The 2,382-nt window shown below is 67.6% G+C and carries 3 protein-coding genes; 2 read left to right on the plus strand and 1 reads right to left on the minus strand.

What is annotated here, in order from left to right; genetic code table 11:
• Nucleotides 1-108: 108 nt before the first annotated feature.
• The gene (locus tag ACFV6I_RS39110; protein WP_063349172.1) at nucleotides 109-303 is read right to left on the minus strand and encodes a hypothetical protein; all 195 of its coding nucleotides are present in this window, start codon (nucleotides 301-303) and stop codon (nucleotides 109-111) included.
• 349 nt (nucleotides 304-652) lie between these two features.
• Between ACFV6I_RS39110 and ftsE the strand changes: the two genes are divergently transcribed.
• Both ftsE and ftsX read left to right on the plus strand, forming a co-directional pair.
• Nucleotides 653-1,342 carry a cell division ATP-binding protein FtsE gene (gene ftsE, locus ACFV6I_RS39115; RefSeq protein WP_063349173.1) on the plus strand — a complete coding sequence of 230 codons (690 nt, stop codon included), beginning with the start codon at nucleotides 653-655 and terminating at the stop codon, nucleotides 1,340-1,342.
• Nucleotides 1,343-1,428: 86 nt separating this feature from the next.
• Complete coding sequence (gene ftsX / locus ACFV6I_RS39120) at nucleotides 1,429-2,340, plus strand: permease-like cell division protein FtsX (protein WP_063349174.1); 912 nt, start codon at nucleotides 1,429-1,431, stop codon at nucleotides 2,338-2,340.
• Nucleotides 2,341-2,382 lie beyond the last annotated feature (42 nt).

Raw genomic sequence — 2,382 nt, forward strand, 5'->3', positions numbered from 1 at the left:
CGGCATCCGCTGGCGCAACCTGCGCGAGACCGCCGCGCAGAAGGCGCAGGCATACGAACGGGCCCCCGACCGCAGTGGTCGGGGGCCCTTTCGTATGCCTCGGTGGGTTCAGGCCAGTGCCTGCCGGGCGATCAGCGCCACCGCGAGCAGACCGGCCAGCAGGGCCAGCAGCATCGCGGGGGAGAACGCCGCGAACGGACCCTGCTGCTCCTGCAGCCGGGCCCGGTTGGCGCGGCAGACCGCGCAGCGCCCGTCACTCACGCGGCCGTTGCAGTTGGCGCACACCAGATGGTCGCAGGTCATGCGATCTCCTCCTCGCTGCTACAGCCAACGCACCGGACGGGGCTTTGGTTCCTCTTCTTGCCCTGTGCGGGGGAGCGCCCGAACACGGACGCCACCTCCACTCTGCCAGGTTCTGACCGTTCCGGCTCCCGGGCTGTGAGATGCCTCCCAATTTTCGGGGCATAACCAGACATTCTCCCCCAGATTTCGACGGCTGTCCTGGGCGGGCCCTGCACGCCGACCGACGATTCGCGTATGGTCCCAGACCGGGAGCGGCCCTTTCCGCTCCCGCCACCCGCCCCAGGGCCGGGCGCCCGGGGTGGACCGACCGAGGACTGGCGCCGCCTAGGATGGCCTCCGTGATGCAGCCGTGATCAGATTCGACAACGTCTCCAAGACCTATCCCAAGCAGAACCGTCCCGCCCTGGACAACGTCTCGCTGGAGATCGAGAAGGGTGAGTTCGTCTTCCTGGTCGGCTCGTCCGGCTCGGGCAAGTCCACCTTCCTGCGCCTGTGCCTGCGCGAGGAGCGCCCCTCCACGGGCGAGGTGCACGTGCTGGGCAAGGACCTCGGCAAGCTGTCCAACTGGAAGGTGCCGCACATGCGCCGCCAGCTGGGCACCGTCTTCCAGGACTTCCGCCTGCTGCCCAACAAGACGGTCGCGCAGAACGTCGCCTTCGCCCTCGAAGTGATCGGCAAGCCCAAGAGCGCCATCAACAAGGTGGTGCCCGAGGTGCTGGAGCTGGTCGGCCTCGGCGGCAAGGAGGACCGCATGCCGGGCGAGCTGTCCGGTGGTGAGCAGCAGCGCGTGGCGATCGCCCGCGCGTTCGTGAACCGTCCGATGCTGCTGATCGCGGACGAGCCCACCGGCAACCTCGACCCGCAGAACTCGGTCGGCATCATGAAGCTGCTCGACCGCATCAACCGCACCGGCACCACGGTGCTGATGGCCACCCACGACCAGGCCATCGTCGACCAGATGCGCAAGCGCGTCATCGAGCTCGACAAGGGGCTGCTCGTCCGCGACCAGGCCCGCGGCGTCTACGGATACCAGCACTGACCGACCGGCGCAGCCGGCGCTGAACCCGTAGGGCCGTCCGCCCGCGTCGCCAGACCAGCAGTACCGACCCTGGAGTTGTTACCCGCATGCGTGCCCAGTTCGTCCTGTCGGAGATCGGTGTGGGTCTCCGCCGCAACCTGACGATGACCATCGCGGTCGTGGTCAGTGTCGCGCTCTCCCTCGCCCTGGCCGGTTCCTCGCTCCTGGTCCGCGACCAGGTGAACTCCATGAAGGGGTACTGGTACGACAAGGTCGAGGTGAGCATCTACTTCTGCACCAAGTCGGACGCGCGCAACTCGCCGCAGTGCGACAAGGGTGCGGCCACCGACCAGCAGGTGCAGGACATCAAGGCCCAGCTGGACAAGATGGACTCGGTGGTCCAGTCGTCGGCCTTCGAGAGCTCCGCCGAGGCGTACAAGCACTGGAAGGAGATGAACCCGGACAACCCGCTCATCTCCGTCCTGGGCCCGGACGCGATGCCGCAGTCCTGGCGGGTCAAGCTGAACGACCCGACCAAGTACGACGTCATCCAGAGCGCCTTCGCCGGCAAACCCGGCGTCAAGTCGGTGGAGGACCAGCGGAAGATCCTGGAGAACCTGTTCGGCCTGCTCAACGGCCTCCAGACGGCGGCCTTCGTGATCATGGTGCTGATGCTGTTCGTCGCCCTGCTGCTGATCGTCAACACCGTCCGGGTGTCGGCGTACAGCAGGCGGCGCGAAACCGGCATCATGCGCCTGGTCGGTGCCTCGAACTTCTACGTCCAGATGCCGTTCATCGCCGAGGCCGCGTTCTCCGCGCTGCTCGGCGCGGCCATGGCCTCCGGGCTGCTGGTCGGCGGGCACTTCTTCGTCCAGAACTGGCTGGCCGACCGGGTGCAGTTCATCCACTTCATCGGCCTCGGCTCGGTGCTCGCGGTGATACCGCTGCTGATCGTGGTCGGTATGGGCATGGCCGGCGTGGCGGCGTTCTTCACCCTGCGCAAGTACCTCAAGGTCTGACCACCTCCGGCCCCGGCGGCCCCGGACGGCACTGCGCCGTCC

The organism is Kitasatospora sp. NPDC059803 (assembly GCF_042732255.1).
Classification (GTDB): Bacteria; Actinomycetota; Actinomycetes; order Streptomycetales; family Streptomycetaceae; genus Kitasatospora.